This window comes from Azospirillum lipoferum 4B (assembly GCF_000283655.1).
In the GTDB taxonomy this organism is placed as follows: domain Bacteria; phylum Pseudomonadota; class Alphaproteobacteria; order Azospirillales; family Azospirillaceae; genus Azospirillum; species Azospirillum lipoferum_C.
Genome location: NC_016622.1, coordinates 2,696,528 through 2,710,612 on the forward strand (window position 1 = coordinate 2,696,528; position 14,085 = coordinate 2,710,612).

16 protein-coding genes and 1 tRNA gene are annotated in these 14,085 nt (G+C 67.3%); 5 read left to right on the forward strand and 12 right to left on the reverse strand.

The genetic code is table 11. The features are described from left to right. Positions 1 to 138: 138 nt before the first annotated feature. Complete coding sequence (gene ubiG / locus AZOLI_RS12510; protein ID WP_081505937.1) at positions 139 to 933, forward strand: bifunctional 2-polyprenyl-6-hydroxyphenol methylase/3-demethylubiquinol 3-O-methyltransferase UbiG; 795 nt, start codon at positions 139 to 141, stop codon at positions 931 to 933. Between the two features lie 125 nt (positions 934 to 1,058). On the opposite strand, the gene AZOLI_RS31125 is transcribed toward ubiG, so the two are convergent. The 12 genes from AZOLI_RS31125 to AZOLI_RS12565 all read right to left on the reverse strand — a co-directional run bounded on the left by AZOLI_RS31125 (position 1,059) and on the right by AZOLI_RS12565 (position 10,103). After that, the gene (locus tag AZOLI_RS31125; RefSeq protein ID WP_197541515.1) at positions 1,059 to 1,499 is read right to left on the reverse strand and encodes a type II toxin-antitoxin system MqsA family antitoxin; all 441 of its coding nucleotides are present in this window, start codon (positions 1,497 to 1,499) and stop codon (positions 1,059 to 1,061) included. Then, entirely contained in the window at positions 1,496 to 1,834 is a 339-nt protein-coding gene (locus tag AZOLI_RS12515; protein WP_044550125.1) for a type II toxin-antitoxin system MqsR family toxin, read from the reverse strand. The genes AZOLI_RS31125 and AZOLI_RS12515 overlap by 4 nt, the downstream gene beginning before the upstream one ends. A 194-nt stretch (positions 1,835 to 2,028) precedes the next feature. Further along, complete coding sequence (locus AZOLI_RS12520) at positions 2,029 to 2,571, reverse strand: Uma2 family endonuclease (RefSeq protein WP_014249029.1); 543 nt, start codon at positions 2,569 to 2,571, stop codon at positions 2,029 to 2,031. A 151-nt stretch (positions 2,572 to 2,722) separates the two neighbouring features. Beyond that, positions 2,723 to 3,181 carry a PTS IIA-like nitrogen regulatory protein PtsN gene (gene ptsN / locus AZOLI_RS12525; protein ID WP_014249030.1) on the reverse strand — a complete coding sequence of 153 codons (459 nt, stop codon included), beginning with the start codon at positions 3,179 to 3,181 and terminating at the stop codon, positions 2,723 to 2,725. Positions 3,182 to 3,215: 34 nt separating this feature from the next. Beyond that, on the reverse strand, positions 3,216 to 3,806 hold the full coding sequence (gene hpf / locus AZOLI_RS12530; RefSeq protein ID WP_014249031.1) for a ribosome hibernation-promoting factor, HPF/YfiA family: 591 nt from the start codon (positions 3,804 to 3,806) through the stop codon (positions 3,216 to 3,218). A 138-nt stretch (positions 3,807 to 3,944) separates the two neighbouring features. Next, positions 3,945 to 5,561, reverse strand: coding sequence for an RNA polymerase factor sigma-54 (gene rpoN / locus AZOLI_RS12535; RefSeq protein WP_014249032.1), 1,617 nt, complete (start codon positions 5,559 to 5,561; stop codon positions 3,945 to 3,947). 33 nt (positions 5,562 to 5,594) lie between these two features. Continuing rightward, positions 5,595 to 6,386, reverse strand: coding sequence for an LPS export ABC transporter ATP-binding protein (gene lptB / locus AZOLI_RS12540; RefSeq protein WP_014249033.1), 792 nt, complete (start codon positions 6,384 to 6,386; stop codon positions 5,595 to 5,597). Further along, on the reverse strand, positions 6,383 to 7,252 hold the full coding sequence (locus AZOLI_RS12545) for an LptA/OstA family protein (protein ID WP_014249034.1): 870 nt from the start codon (positions 7,250 to 7,252) through the stop codon (positions 6,383 to 6,385). The genes lptB and AZOLI_RS12545 overlap by 4 nt, the downstream gene beginning before the upstream one ends. After that, a complete protein-coding gene (gene lptC / locus AZOLI_RS12550) occupies positions 7,249 to 7,995 on the reverse strand; it encodes an LPS export ABC transporter periplasmic protein LptC (RefSeq protein ID WP_014249035.1) in 747 nt (248 codons plus the stop codon). Before lptC ends, AZOLI_RS12545 begins: the two co-directional genes overlap by 4 nt. A gap of 52 nt (positions 7,996 to 8,047) precedes the next feature. After that, positions 8,048 to 9,097, reverse strand: a complete 1,050-nt coding sequence (locus tag AZOLI_RS12555) for a KpsF/GutQ family sugar-phosphate isomerase (RefSeq protein WP_014249036.1) — start codon at positions 9,095 to 9,097, stop codon at positions 8,048 to 8,050. 173 nt (positions 9,098 to 9,270) lie between these two features. Further along, positions 9,271 to 9,897: a ribonuclease D gene (locus AZOLI_RS12560; protein WP_014249037.1), complete on the reverse strand. Its 627-nt coding sequence runs from the start codon at positions 9,895 to 9,897 to the stop codon at positions 9,271 to 9,273. A gap of 119 nt (positions 9,898 to 10,016) precedes the next feature. Then, positions 10,017 to 10,103 (reverse strand) — tRNA-Leu (locus AZOLI_RS12565). 290 nt (positions 10,104 to 10,393) lie between these two features. Here AZOLI_RS12565 and AZOLI_RS12570 point away from each other — a divergent pair. The 4 genes from AZOLI_RS12570 to AZOLI_RS12585 all read left to right on the forward strand — a co-directional run bounded on the left by AZOLI_RS12570 (position 10,394) and on the right by AZOLI_RS12585 (position 14,050). Beyond that, positions 10,394 to 11,365, forward strand: a complete 972-nt coding sequence (locus AZOLI_RS12570; RefSeq protein ID WP_014249039.1) for a complex I NDUFA9 subunit family protein — start codon at positions 10,394 to 10,396, stop codon at positions 11,363 to 11,365. Between the two features lie 73 nt (positions 11,366 to 11,438). Beyond that, complete coding sequence (locus AZOLI_RS12575) at positions 11,439 to 12,236, forward strand: sulfite exporter TauE/SafE family protein (RefSeq protein WP_197541516.1); 798 nt, start codon at positions 11,439 to 11,441, stop codon at positions 12,234 to 12,236. A 111-nt stretch (positions 12,237 to 12,347) separates the two neighbouring features. Next, positions 12,348 to 13,532 carry an MFS transporter gene (locus AZOLI_RS12580; RefSeq protein WP_014249041.1) on the forward strand — a complete coding sequence of 395 codons (1,185 nt, stop codon included), beginning with the start codon at positions 12,348 to 12,350 and terminating at the stop codon, positions 13,530 to 13,532. Between the two features lie 161 nt (positions 13,533 to 13,693). Next, positions 13,694 to 14,050: a hypothetical protein gene (locus AZOLI_RS12585; protein ID WP_014249042.1), complete on the forward strand. Its 357-nt coding sequence runs from the start codon at positions 13,694 to 13,696 to the stop codon at positions 14,048 to 14,050. Positions 14,051 to 14,085 lie beyond the last annotated feature (35 nt).

The following is a 14,085-nucleotide window of genomic DNA, read 5'->3' on the forward strand; positions in this document are numbered from 1 at the left end:
ATGTCTCGATCATGCGGGTCGGCGGAGCGCACCCCCGCTCCACCGTTGCCGGCGCGGGGCGGCGTATCCATACTCCGTCAGTGGAAGCGAGGCAAGTTGCCCGCACCCGTCCCGCCACTCTGTTTACGGATTTTCACCATGACCGCGTCCTCCTCCGCCTTCCCGCACGCGTCCGCAACCGCTCCTGCTGGTGGAGTTGGGGGTGGAACCGTGGACCCGGAGGATGTCGCCCGCTTCTCCGCCATTGCCGCCGAGTGGTGGGATCCGACCGGCAAGTTCAAGCCGCTGCACCGGCTGAACCCGCTGCGCCTGACCTACATCCGCGATGCCGTGTGCAAGCGTCTGGGCCGCGACCCGCTGGCGCCCGATCCGCTGGCGGGCCTGCGCGTGGTCGACATCGGCTGCGGCGGCGGCCTGCTGGCCGAGCCGATCGCGCGGATGGGTGCCACCGTCGTCGGCGTCGACGCGTCGGAGAAGAACATCAAGACCGCCGCCACCCACGCCGCCGAGACCGGCACGACCGTCGACTACCGCGCCACCACCGCCGAGGCGTTGGCGGCCAGCGGCGAAAAGTTCGACGTGGTGCTGGCGATGGAGGTGATCGAGCATGTCGCCGACGTGCCCCTGTTCGTGAAGTCGCTGTCGGAGCTGCTGGCCCCCGGCGGCGTGCTGTTCCTGGCGACGCTGAACCGCACGCCGAAATCCTTCGCGCTGGCCATTGTCGGGGCGGAGTACATCCTGCGCTGGCTGCCGCGCGGCACCCACAACTGGCGCCAGTTCCTGCGCCCGTCCGAACTGAACGCTGCCGTACGCACGTACGGGCTGAGCGTACGCGACCTGACCGGCATCACGTACAACCCGCTGAGCGACGAGTTCCGGCTGAATGCGCGCGATCTGGACGTGAACTACATGGGCTGGGCGGAGCGGGTGTGAGGCCGGTCATTAGAATCGGCATACAGGTCTGAAACACCAATGGCCGCCGACACTGAGTCGACGGCCATTGGGCACGGCCATTTGGCGTAGCCAAGCTCAAAATTGGGCGTAGCCAAGCTCCAAAATTACACCGCCGATTTATCGGTGGGAGCGAGTTCATTCAGCCGGCTCGGATCTCGATCCAGGAGCCTGAGCAGATTGGCCATGGCTCGCGAAGGGACTTCTCGACGCTTTTCGTATTTGTTGAAAGCAGCGGGTCCGCCACCGAGCCGTCTGCCAGCCTCGTCCTGCGTCAGCCGAAGTTTTTTCCGGATTCGCTTTACCTCTGCAGCGGGCAACGAGCCATCGACAACGGCCTTGAAGTCCATGAACGCCGCCTCAGTCGCAAGACTGTCCGAGACAGACAGCAGGCTGTCTCCGCACGAAGTACAGTACCAAGCGGGTTGATCCAGAGTGATTGACTGGTCGCGATATTTAAACTCCATAGGCCGGCTATCTCGGACCATTTCGCCGCCACAGTCGCAATGCGGTTTCTGCTTTGCATTGTCGGTGTTGGTCATCGTCATGATCCCTCGTCCTTTTCCTTGAACGACAGTAGGCGGAACTCGCACACAGCGTCGGCACGAAACTTGATGTAGATCGTTAAGTTGTCTTCATAGGGGAAGTAATAAACGTCCTGCCATTCCTTACTGTTGCCGATGGTGGTCACAGAATGATTAAAGTGGCGCGCAGTAAGTGAAGCAATAACGTTTCCCATCTGGGCGATACCAAGACCTATGGAGCGAGCGCCCTTGATTGCACTGCCGGTAATCACCCCGTTATCGCCCTGCGATTTGATCTCGTGGGCAACCACGGCCTGAAAGCTAGCCAGGGCGTAGGTTGGTTTACGCTTCGTCGACATATCTCCAACGTGCCATGAAGATGGGCAGCCTTCAATCAGAAACAACCTTATCGGTTGTTTTTCGCCGTATTTGGGATCGGGCTGGCGTCACTCGCGCACACGACGTATCGCCTCGCCCATGAAGACAGCGAGCAGGGCGGCTTGCGGTGTGGCCAGCATGAGACCGGTCCAGCGGGCGGTTCCCGTGATCGCTCTCAGTCCTCGTACACCGCGTCCAACGGTAGAGAGAGGTCCAACGCGGCCAGCATGACCGGACCGTCGCGCACGACATCGACGGTCCAGCCGCTGCCGTCGCGGCGGTAGACCTCGACCAGACGCTCGTTCTGCGAGACCAGGACGATTTCGCGCAGGGACGGGATTTTCTGGTAGTTGGTCCGCTTCTCGCGGCGGTCGATGGCCTCGGTGCTATCGGACAGCACCTCCACGACAAGGACCGGGTCCTTGACGACATAGGGATCGTCGTCAGCGGCACAGGTCGCCACGATGTCGGGATAGTAGTAGGCGTTCGCCGCCTCTACCCTGACCTTCACATCGTTGGTGAAAGCGTCACACCCACGACGCAACGCCGCCTGCCGGATCGCATACCCTAGACGCGCCACGATCCGCGCATGATTCAGGCTCGCCCCGACCATGGCGAAGATCTCGCCGTCGACATATTCATGGCGAACCTCGGCGCTGCGTTCGGCGGCGAGGTAATCCTGCGGCGAAATCCAGGGCTTGCGCTGTGCGTTTCCCATGGCCTTGGCCCCCGTCAAACAAGTCGGCTCGGTCCAGTGTAGCAGCCCGTCTGTCCCGACACCAATCGGTGTATCCGCCGCCAAAGAAAAAGGGCCGCGCACAGCCCGTGCAGCGGCCCTTTCGGCATCCTATTCCCGCACTGGCGGCCGGTCAGTTGGACGGGCTCGGCTCGTGCTGGGTCAGAAGCGCGTACATCGCGTCGCCGGATTGGGCGCCGCGCAGCTTTTCGCACATGGACTGGTCCCGCAGAAGGCGCGAGACACGGGCCAGAGCCTTCAAATGGTCTGCTCCCGCCTGTTCCGGGGCGAGGAGGAGGAAGATCAGATCGACCGGCTGCTCATCGATCGCGTCGAAATCGATGGGCCGCTCCAAGCGGGCGAAGACACCATGGACGCGGTCCAGGCTGGACAGCTTGCCGTGCGGGATGGCGATGCCATGACCCACGCCGGTCGTGCCCAGCCTTTCGCGCTCCAGAAGCACGTCGAAGATCGCCCGCTCGTGCTGACCGGTCAGCTCGGACGCTTTGCGCGCCATCTCCTGCAGGGCCTGCTTCTTGTTGCTGGCCTTCAGGTTCGGGAGGATGGCGTGCGGAGAGATGAGGTCGAGCATGACGCTTCTTGACCAGGGGGACGGGTCGGCGCCGTCAGGCGCCGGCCTTCTCCGCCGGATCGACCCAGCCGATGTTCCCGTCGGCACGGCGATAGACCATGTTCAGGCGGCCGTGCGCACCGTTGTGGAACATCAGGGCGGGGGCCTGCGCCAGCTCCAGGCGCATCACCGCCTCGCTGACCGAAAGGGTGGCGATGCTCGTCTCCATCTCCGCCACGACCATCGGCTGGTGGGCGCCGTCGGCAACCGTCTCGACCTCGTCATGCTGCTCGTCGGCATCGGCCTCCAGCACGCGGTAGTTGGCGGGCATGGCGGCGCCGTTCTCGGCCGCGTGGTGGTCGCGCAGGCGGCGCTTGTAGCGGCGCAGGCGCTTGGCCAGCTTTTCGCAGGCGATGTCGAAGGCCGGATACGGCTCGGTGGCGTCACCGGCGCTCTGCAGCATGATGCCGCGGCCCACATGGGCCTGGATGTCGGCCTTGTAGAGGTGCGCGTCCTTGGTCAGGATCACGGTCGCTTCGATCGGCTTGTCGAAGTACTTGCCGACGACGGCGCTCAGGCTATCGGCCACATGGGTGCGCAGAGCGTCGCCCACGTCGAGCTGCTTGCCTTTGACAGTGAGTTGCATGGTGGAACGTTTCCAAAAAATTGGTCCGCTGGGGACGGTGTAGAGACGACGTGTGGAGATGCGGTCCACCGCGTGCGGGCCGGGACGATAGGCAAGGGCTATCGGACTGTCAATCGAGCCCTCCCCCGCCCGACCTGCCTACATGCGTGACATCTTGGCACGGCGTCGCTGCACCGATGACGGTATTTTCATCGCTTCACGATACTTCGCGACCGTCCTTCGCGCAATGTCGATCCCTTCGGCACGGAGAATCTCCACCAGTTTGTCGTCCGACAGCACGTCGTCCGGCTTCTCGGCGTCGATCATCGTCTTGATGCGGTGCCGAACCGCTTCGGCCGAATGGGAGGCCTGGCCGTCCGCACCCTGGATGGCCGAGGTGAAGAAATACTTCAGCTCGAACACGCCGCGCGGGGTCGCCATGAACTTGTTGGTGGTGACGCGGCTGACGGTGCTCTCATGCATGCCGATGGCCTCGGCGATGTCGCGCAGGATCAGCGGCCGCAGATGCGAGACGCCATGGATGAAGAACGCGTCCTGCTGGCGGATGATCTCGCTTGCCACCTTCAGGATGGTGGTGGCGCGCTGGTGCAGCGACTTGACCAGCCAGTTCGCCGACTGGAAGCGTTCGGAGAGATACTCCTTGTCGGCCTTCGACTTGGCGCTGTCGGAGATGCGGGCGAAATAGCGGTGGTTGACCAGCACCCGCGGCAGCGTGTCCGGGTTCAGGTCGATCAGCCAGCCGCCGCCGGGATTGGCGCGCATCAGGATGTCGGGGGTGACCAGCTGGGCCGGGGTGTGGTCGAAGGCCAGCGCCGGCTTCGGGTTCAGCTTGCGGATGTCGGCGACCATGTCGGCGACATCCTCGGCATCGACGCCGCAGACCTTCATGATGGCCGGCAGGTTGCGGGCGGCCAGAAGCTCCAGATTGTCGAGCAGCGTCGCCATCGCCGGGTCCAGCCGGTTCTTCTCGCGCAGCTGGATGGCAAGGCATTCCTTCAGCGACCGCGCGAAGATGCCCGGCGGGTCGAAGCGCTGGCAGGCGGCCAGAACCCGCTCCACCCGGTCCGCCCCGCAGCCCAGCTGCTCGGCCAGCGCCTGGGCATCGAAGCCGACCAGCCAGCCGGCCTCGTCCAGCATGTCGATCAGCGCCAGCCCGATCAGCTGGTCGCCGAGGTCGGGCAGGTCGATCTTCAGCTGTTCGGTCAGGTGGTCGCGCAGGTTCTTTTCGCTGGTCAGCGTCGCTTCGAGGTTGCTGTCGTCATCCTCGAAACCGCTGCGGCCGCCGCGCTCGCCATAGGAGCCATAGACCTCGCTGCCGCCGTCCGAGCCGTCGGAAAAGCGGTCGTCGCCATAGACATTCTCGAAATCGGTGTCGAGCGGCGCCTCCGACGAGGAGGCCATCGTGTCCGACGAGGTCATCTCCACCGTGTCGCGGGTGCGCCCGTCGCTTGGGGCCAGTCCGGGACCGTCGTCGCGGCCGTTCAGCCCGTCGATGCTGAGGCCGTTCGCCTCCATGCCGCCGGGACCGTCCAACCCGCCGGGCGCCTCGCCGCCGGCCCCGTCGCCCACCGGGTCGCTGCCGCCGTCACTGGGGCCGCTGTCGCGCTCCAGCAACGGGTTCTGCTCGATCTCGCGGTCGACGAAGTCCGACAGTTCGATGTTCGACAGCTGCAGCAGCTTGATCGCCTGCTGCAGCTGCGGCGTCATCACCAGTGTCTGGGCTTGTCGAAGGTCGAGACGTTGAGCAAGCGCCATGGCTGTTGAACCGGGACCAGTGGAAACGGAGGGCTACAGACTGAACCGGTCGCCGAGATAGACCCGACGCACGCCCTCGTGCGCCACGATCTCGTCCGGTTGTCCCTCCATTAGTACCACACCATCGTGCAAAATATATGCCCGATCGACGAGGTCGAGCGTTTCACGCACGTTGTGGTCGGTGATCAGCACGCCGATGCCGCGGTCGCGCAGATGCCCGACCAGTTCGCGGATGTCGTTCACCGCGATGGGATCGATGCCGGCCAGCGGCTCGTCCAGCAGGATGAAGTGCGGCTGTCCGGCGAGCGCGCGGGCGATCTCCACGCGCCGCCGCTCGCCGCCCGACAGCGCCAGAGCGGGCGAACGGCGCAGGTGGGTGACCGAGAATTCGGCCAGCAGCTCATCCAGCATCGCCTCGCGCGCGTCGCGGTCGCTCTCCACCACCTCCAGCACGGAGCGGATGTTGTTCTCCACCGTCATGCCGCGGAAGATCGAGGCCTCCTGCGGCAGATAGCCGATGCCGAGCCGGGCGCGGCGGTACATCGGCAGCGCGGTGATGTCCTGGCCGTCCAGCGTGATCGTGCCGGAATCGGCGGCGATCAGGCCGGTGATCATGTAGAAGCAGGTGGTCTTGCCGGCGCCGTTGGGGCCGAGCAGCCCCACCGCCTCGCCGCGCTGGACGCTGATCGAGACGTCGCGCACCACCGGCCGCTTCTTGAAGGACTTGCCGAGATGCTGCGCCACCAGCCCTTCGGCCGGGACGGATGCTGCGGGAGTGCTGCCGGCGGGAGCGGCGCCGGGTCCGTTGGCGGTCAGCACGGTCACGGCTTCTTGCCTGCCGCGCCGGGCTGGTCGCCGGTCTTCTCGGCGGGGATCAGCAGGCCGCTGACCCGGCCGCCGGCATCGCGGCCGGCGATGACGCGGTTGATCTTGGTGTTCATGTTCATCTCGGCGGCTTCGCCGTTCAGCTGGTTGTCGCCGCGGGTGATGCGGACATTGCCGATCAGCACCGCGACATTGTCGGCCACCGAATAGACCAGCTTGTCCGACAGCGCCACATCGGTGGGGGTGGTGACGATGACACTGCCGGAGCCGTCGATCCGCTCCATCTGGGTGGTGCCGTCCGGCAGCTTCTTCAGCCGGCCGATCAGCACGTCGGCACGCAGCCGGTCGGTGCCGCGCACCGCCACCGCGTCGCCGCGCGCCACCGTCAGCTCGCGCGCCTCGTAATATTCCAGGCTGTCGCGGGCGGTGATCACGTCCTTGGTGGTGACCAGCCTCAGATCCTTGCCGGTGACGACGGCGACCTGCTTGTCGACGTCATAGACGCCATGGTCGCCGAACACCTGCTGGGTCGGGCTGACGATGCGGACATTGCCGTCGGCCACCAGCTGGAACACCTCGTTCCCCTTGCCGGGCACCTCGCGGTAATAGGCGGTCAGCACGTCGGCGAAGACGGTCGAGTCGTTGCGCTTGGCCGAGGCGTTGCCGCGCGCCACATAGGCGCGCACGTCCTGGTGCCATTCGATCGCCTGGTCGGCGTTGATCTCGACCGGCTGCTTGCCGCCCATGCCGGGCAGTCCCTGGGCGATGGCGGGAGCGGCGAACAGCAGCCCGGCGGCCAGCGCCGCGGCGGCCGGGATCGCCGACAGGGAGAAGACGGTTCTGGACGGCGACCGTTTGGACGTCACGGCTTCTTGCTCCCGGGGCGTTCGGCGGCCTGGACCTCGGCCTTCGACTGGTTGAGGAAGACGACATTCTTGCCGCGGTCCGTCATGCGGAAGCCCTTGGCGTTGATCTCGCCCTGCGGACCCTGGCCGGCCACCGCCTGGTCGCCCCAGGCGTTGCCCTTGCGGATGTCGGCCTCGGCCTCGCTGGTGGTGAACTCGTTGCCGTCGTCGCGCAGGACATGGACGTTGCCGCGCATCAGCAGGATACCGGTGGCCTGATTGTACCAGCCCTTGTCGGACCGCATGGTCACCCAGGTGCCGGCGGTCTCGGTCATCTCCGCCTGCGGCTCGTCCAGCAGGACGATGTCGGGCTGGTCGGTCGATTTGTCGGCCTTGGCCGCCACCAGCGAGAAGGGCTGGTTGTGTTCGTCCAGGCTGAAATAGCGCGGCTTCAGCATCTCGCTCTGCCCGGCATCGGCGGAGATGCGCGGGGTCGGCGGGCTGTTCAGCGACGGCCAGGCGGCCAGCAGAGCCACCATCGCCAGCGCCGCCGCCGGAAGCGCGAACTTCAGGGCCGAGACGAAACGGCTGTGGAACCGGCTGACCGGGCGGGTGTCACGCCGCCGGTGCGCACGCAGCACGGCCGGCGGCTCCGCCGGGCCATGGGCCGCGGCGGACACGCGGCGATCCTCTCCGCCGGCAGACGGGGCTGCGGGCGGGGCGGTTCCGCTGCGGTCGGGGCTGCGCAGGTCGTCCAGGCTCAACTCTTTGTCCCTCCGGCTCGGCGCTTGGCTTCCATAATGGACAGGAACGCGGTCAGGCGGCGCCCGCGCGCAGGCAATCGTGGATGTGCACGATGCCCAGCGGCCGGTCGTCCTCGATCACGAACAGGGTGGTGATCTTCTTCTCGTTCATCTCCCGCAGCGCCTCGACGATCAACGCCTTCGGGCGGATGGTCTTGGGCCGCGGCGACATGATGCTGTCGGCGCGCTCCGCCAGAAGCTCCGGCGTCAGATGACGGCGCACGTCGCCGTCGGTGATGATCCCGACCAGCACGCCCGCCTCGTCGGTCACCCCGACGCAGCCGAGCCGCTTGGCCGTCATCTCGAAGATGACGTCGGACAGCGGCGAGTCAAGGCGGCACAGGGGCAAATCGGTCCCCTTGTGCATGATGTCCGTCACCTTCAGCAGGGCGCGGCCCAGCTGTCCGCCGGGGTGGAACTCGCGGAAATCGGCGGCGGAGAAGCCGCGCCGTTCCAGCAGCGCCACGGCGATGGCGTCGCCCAGCGCCAGCATCATGGTGGTGGAGGTGGTGGGCGCCAGCCCCAGCGGGCAGGCCTCCGGCACCGGCGGCAGGACCAGCGCCACGTCCGACTGCTCGGCCAGCGAGGAGGCGGCCCGGCGGGTCATGCCGATCAGCGGGATGCCGAAGCGGCGGGTGTAGGCGATGATGTCGGCCAGCTCGTGCGTCTCGCCCGAATTGGACAGCGCCACCACCGCGTCGTTCTTCGCGATCATGCCGAGGTCGCCGTGGCTCGCCTCGCCCGGATGGACGAAGAAGGCCGGCGTGCCGGTGGAGGCCATGGTCGCGGCGATCTTGCGGGCGACATGGCCCGACTTGCCCATGCCGGTGACGACCACCCGGCCTTCGATGCCGTGCAGCAGGTCGAGCGCCTGCAGGAAGGCGCCGTCGAGGCTGTCCGCCAGCGCCACCAGCGCATCGGCCTCCGTCCGCAGGACGCGGGTGGCGCAGGCGAGGTCGCGGTTCTCCACGGCGCTCGACTCCGTCGAGGCGGCGGAGCCGTCGGTCATGCCGGCGGTCAGGCTGGACGTGATAACGCTGGTCAAGGCGGTCATGCCTTCCATTCAAAAGGCCCGATAGGCAGGCCGTTCACAAACACGCGCCCGCCCGGATGGCTCCCGGCAGGCGCGTGATGCAGTATGCCCCCCGTGGGGCGCCGGGTCAAATCGACGGCCGGTCAGGGGAGGGGCGAGCATCCCGAGCTTTCCAAGCAGGAAAGCTCCGATAAAATCTGCGTTCAGTGCGCCAAAATGTCCGGGTTTTCCCAGCCGCCGAGGTCCAGTTCGCCGCGGGCCGGCAGGAAGTCGAAGCAGGCCTGGGCCAGATGGGTGCGTCCCTCGCGCGCCAGCATGACGTCCAGCTTCGCCTTCAGGTCATGCAGGTGCAGCACGTCCGACGCCGCATACTTCATCTGGTCGGTGGTCAGCTCCGGCGCGCCCCAGTCGGAGGACTGCTGCTGCTTGGAGATTTCCACCCCCAGCAGGTCCTTGCACAGATCCTTCAGGCCATGGCGGTCGGTGAAGGTGCGGACCAGCTTGGAGGCGACCTTGGTGCAATAGACCGGCCGGCAGCCGACGCCCAGATAGGCCTTCATCACCGCCACGTCGAAGCGGGCGAAGTGGAACAGCTTGGTCACGCCGGGATCGGTCAGCAGACGCTTCAGGTTCGGCGCCTCGTACTGGCCGGGACGGAACTGCACCAGATGGACCGCACCGTCGCCGGCCGACAGCTGCACCAGGCAGAGGCGGTCGCGGTGGGGGTTCAGCCCCATGGTCTCGGTGTCGATGGCAACGCAGTTGTCGCGGGCGCCGGCGGCAAGGTCGAGGCCGTCGGGGAGGTCGCCGTCATGAAGGTCGATGGGCATGGTCGTTTCCCGGTGGTCAGGCCCCCGGCCACGGACCCTAGAAACGACGAACGCCGCTCTGCACTGCCTCCCTCTCGATCGAGGGAGCTGTGCATGCGGCGCAGCCGGGTAGAAAGAAATGGTGCCCAGGAGAAGACTCGAACTTCCACGACATTTCTGCCACAGGTACCTGAAACCTGCGCGTCTACCAATTCCGCCACCTGGGCTCGGTGCTCGGTGTGTGGGCGGTTGTTTAATGATCCGGCCGGGGGGCGTCAACAGCTTTTTTCCAACCCCTTCATTTTTTTGTCGCATCGCGGGTTTTCACCCCATCGCCGGCAGCCGCGGCAATGCAGTCCCTAGATTGGCGGCGGTCCATTCGCTATAAGCATGCCCGCAGTTCCAGCAGTCCTCATGGCGACACACAGTCGGACGACGCGCGGGGGCGCGCGGCAACGGCGGGAGAACCGCCGCGCGCAAGCCCCGGTACGGCGCGCAACGACACGGGAGACGGTCGATGTCCTATCGCACTCAGGTTATCACGGTGTTCGGCGGTTCGGGCTTCATCGGCCGCCACCTGATCCGGCGCCTCGCCCGGTCGGGCGCGCAAATCCGCATCGCCACCCGCAATCCGGGCAAGGCCACCTTCCTGAAGACGGCCGGCGCCGTCGGCCAGATCGTGCCCTTCGCCACCGACTGCACCAAGGACGAGTCGGTCGCCCGCGCCGTGCAGGGCGCGGACATCGTCATCAACCTGCTGGGCGTGCTGTACGAGCGCGGGAGCCAGAGCTTCCAGGGCGTGCATGTCGATGCCGCGGCCCGCATCGCCCGTCTGGCCGCCGCCAACGGCGTCAACCGGCTGATCCAGATTTCCGCCATCGGCGCCGACGCCAATTCCCCCTCCTCCTACGCCCGTTCCAAGGCGGCTGGCGAGCAGGCGGTGCTGTCCGCCTTCCCGGCGGCGACGATCCTGCGCCCCAGCATCGTCTTCGGGCCGGAGGACAACTTCTTCAACAAGTTCGCCGCGATGGCGCAGAAGGCCCCTGCCCTGCCGCTGATCGGCGGCGGCAAGACCCGTTTCCAGCCGGTCTATGTCGGCAATCTGGCCGATGCCGTCGTCGCCGCGCTGGAGAGCGACGACAGCCGCGGCAAGACCTACGAGCTGGGCGGCCCGCGCGTCTACAGCTTCCGCGAATTGCTGGAGCTGACGCAGAAGGACATCCAGCGTCACCGCCCGCTGGTGACCATCCCCTGGAACATCGCCGAATCGCTGGCCGGCTTCCTGGAGAAGGTGCCGGTGCTGGCCCCGGCGCTGACCCGCGACCAAGTGGCGCTGCTGCGGCAGGACAACGTCGTCTCGCCGACCGCGCTCGGCTTCAAGGACCTGGGCATCACCGAGCTCGCCACCTGCGAGGTGATCCTGCCGACCTACCTGTCGCGCTTCATCGTCGGCGGCAAGTACAACAGCCTGACCGGCAACGCGCACTGAGCGGCGGGACCGGTTCCGTGACTCCCGAAAGCCCCGGCCCCTGCGCCGGGGCTTTCGCATTGGAGCTTTGGCGGTGACGAGGCTGCGCGCGCTCGCCTCCTTCGCCGGCGGCGCCGTCATCGGCACGCTGGGCGGCCTGATCGGGCTGGGCGGGGCCGAGTTCCGGCTTCCCCTGCTGGTCGGCGCCTTCCGCTTCGCGGTGCTCGACGCCGTCATCCTGAACAAGGCGATGAGCCTCGTCGTCGTCGCCGCCGCCCTTCCCTTCCGGGCCGGCGCGGTCCCGCTCGGCCTCGTCGCCGCCAACGGGACGGTGATCGTCAACCTGCTGGCCGGCAGCCTGCTGGGCGCCTGGATCGGGGCGGGTTGGGCGATGCGGATGGACGCCGCCCGGCTGCACCGGGTGATCGCCCTGCTTCTCATACTGATCGCCGGCGCCCTGCTGTTCGGCCACGGTGCCGCAGGTGGCGGATCGCCGCTGGACGGGCTGGCGCTGGACGGGCTGGCGCTGATCGCCGCCGGGACCGCCGTCGGCTTCGCCATCGGCGTGGTCGCCTCCATCCTGGGCGTGGCCGGCGGCGAGCTGCTGATTCCGACGCTGGTCCTGCTGTTCGGCGTCGACGTCAAGCTGGCGGGCAGCCTGTCCCTGGCGATCAGCCTGCCGACCATGATCGCCGGCTTCTCCCGCTACGCCCGCGACCGCAGCCTGTCCGTGCTGGCCCGCAACCGCCGATTCGTGCTGCTGATGGCGGCGGGATCGCTGGCCGGCGCCTTCATCGGCGGCCGGCTGCTGGGCATCGTGCCGGAGTCGGTCCTGCTGCCGGTCCTGTCGGCGATCCTGCTGCTGTCGGCCGCCAAGATGTGGCGGCACTGAGAGTTTCCGCAGGGTTCCGCCCGCTTCCGGCATGGCACGCCTGCCGCTTCCCTGCTTGATTTCGCCGCTGGCCGCCGTCATGTCGGCAGTTCAACAGAGACGGGACGGGCGATGACAGGGGCAGAGGATATCCGCGGCGCCGCGGGCCGGGTGGTGGAGCAGGCCGCCGCCGCGCGCTGGGCCACCGTCGCCGCCTTCTTCCTGAACGGCACCGTCTTCGGCGTCTGGGCGACCCAGATCCCGCTGCTGAAGAACCGGCTCGACCTCAGCCCCGCCGTGCTGGGGGTGGCGCTGCTCTGCCTTGCCGTCGGCGCGCTGACCGCGATGATCGCCAGCGGTCCGCTGCTGGGACGGCTGGGCAGCGCCCCCGTGACGCGGGTGACCGCCCTGCTGTTCGCCGGATTCCTGCCGCTGCCGGCCCTGGTGCCGGACGTGGTGACGCTGTGCATCGTGCTGGCGCTGTTCGGCGCCTCGGGCGGCACCATGGACGTCGCCATGAACGCCCAGGGCGCGCTGGTGGAGCGGCGGCTCGGCCGGCCGATCATGTCCTCGCTGCACGGGATGTGGAGCCTCGGCGGGCTGGCCGGCGCAGGCTTGGGCGGGCTGCTGCTGCCGCTGATGGCGCCGGCGGCGCAGGCCGCCCTGGTATCGGTCGGGCTGGTCGCGCTGTTCCTCGCGCTGCAGGGCCGTTTCCTGCCCGACCGCAACGCCTCGACCGGCGGGCTGGTCCTGCCCGACCGCAAGACCCTGCTGCTCGGCCTGCTCGCCGCCCTGTCCTTCATGAGCGAGGGCGCCATCCTGGACTGGAGCGCCATCCATCTGCGCGACGATCTCGGCGCCCCGGCCTCGCTCGCCGGCATGGGGTTCGGCGTGTTCTGCGCCGCCATGGCGGTGGGACGCTTCAGCGGCGACCGGCTGCGCCACCGCTTCGGCGGGGCGACGCTGATGAGCGTCGGCAGCCTGTTGGCCTCTGCCGGGCTGGGGCTCGTCCTGGCGGCGGGCGTGATGGCGGATGGATCGCCGCTGCTGGCGATTGCCGGCTTCGGGCTGACCGGGATCGGGCTGTCGAACATCGTCCCGGTGCTGTTCAGCACGGCCGGCGCGGTGGACAGCGGCCACGCCGACCATGCCGTCGCCGCGGTGTCGACCATGGGCTACACCGGCGTGCTGGCCGGCCCGCCGCTGGTCGGCTTCATCGCCCAGGCGACCAGCCTCGCCACCGCCTTCGCCCTGATCGCCGTGCTCGCCCTGTTCGTGGCCGTCGCCGCGGCGCGGGCGGTGCCGCGGTCGCACTGATCCGAGGGGCCGAGGCCGCGACAAAAGTAAAGTGGTAGCGTTGCCTATTTGACAGGCGGCGACACCATTTCCTATTGTTTGGGAATCATCCGCATTTTGGTGCGGCTCGGCCGACATGGTGTTTTGAACGCCCGATATCCGCATCGCACAGGGAGTTGGCAGTGGTTCGGAACAAGCAGCTGCGCGACGAGATGATGCTCTGCTTCCAGGGAAGCCCGACCGGCCATGAAAGCTCGGACTCTCGGGATGACTGCGGTTCGTCGGCACCGACGCTTGTCCGTCCCTCGAAGCCGCTGAAGGCCCAGACCCTCGTTCTGCGCAAACGCAGCCCACGCTCGATACCGGACGGCTCCCCCGCAATTCCTCCCGGCTACCGTTTGGCCACGCGGGAGGAGCTTTACGATACCGGCCGCGGTCACTTCGACCCGAGCGAAGTGAGCGTTTGTCCGCCGCAGAGCCGCGAAGAGATCGAGGCACTTGACCGTGTCGTCGCCATGCTTGAGGCGCAGCTTCGCTGAACGAGGTGTGAGCGGAGTCGTCTCTCAGCGCCGTC